The sequence below is a fragment of the Massilia sp. CCM 8734 genome (assembly GCF_011682155.1).
GTDB classification, from domain to species: domain Bacteria; phylum Pseudomonadota; class Gammaproteobacteria; order Burkholderiales; family Burkholderiaceae_D; genus Telluria_A; species Telluria_A rubra.
In genome coordinates this window covers 1-618 of record NZ_WHJI01000176.1, presented here as the reverse complement: position 1 = coordinate 618, position 618 = coordinate 1, and the positions used below count along the sequence as shown (strand labels likewise).

The window sequence follows — 618 nt, the reverse complement described above, 5'->3', positions numbered from 1 at the left end:
CGAAGTCTGGCCCGGAAAAGATTGCCCAGGCCGAGATCGCTGCATCGCGGGCCAGTGCACAGGCAAAAGTAAAAAGCTATGGCGACATGGCCGGCGCCGCAAAGGGGTTCTTCAAGGAGAATACGACCGGCTACAAGGTGCTGGAGGGCGCTGAGAAAGCCTTTCGGGCGTACGAGATGGCGATGGCGCTCAAGTCATTGGCCATTAGCCTGTTTTCGACCACTACTAAAACGACGGCTGTTGTCGCCGGACAGGGCGTTGAAACTGGCGCAGTTGCTGCGGGCGAAGGTGCGCGAAACCTGCTCAAGATTCCAGGTGTCTTCATGTCGTTCATGAGCTCCATGGGGCCATGGGGGGCGGCAGCGGCCGGCGTGGCGATCGCGGCAGTGCTTGGCAGCGCGTTTTCTGGTGGCGGTTCCGGCGGCGGCATGTCAGCAGCAGACGCACAGAAGAAACAAGGTACCGGTGGCGTGTTTGGGGATGCCGATGCAAAGTCGGAATCTATCACCCGGTCGCTGGCAATGCTGGAGGAGAATTCTGGCGCGCTTGTCCCGATTAACCGCGGCATGCTCACCGCACTGCGCGCGATCCAGACCGCAATGTCAGGCCTTACGAATC

The 618-nt window shown here is 60.4% G+C and carries 1 protein-coding gene; it reads left to right on the top strand.

Going from position 1 to position 618, the window contains the following annotated elements:
* Positions 1-618: hypothetical protein (locus F2P46_RS36130; RefSeq protein ID WP_208296929.1), on the top strand; the 618-nt coding region annotated here is incomplete at both ends.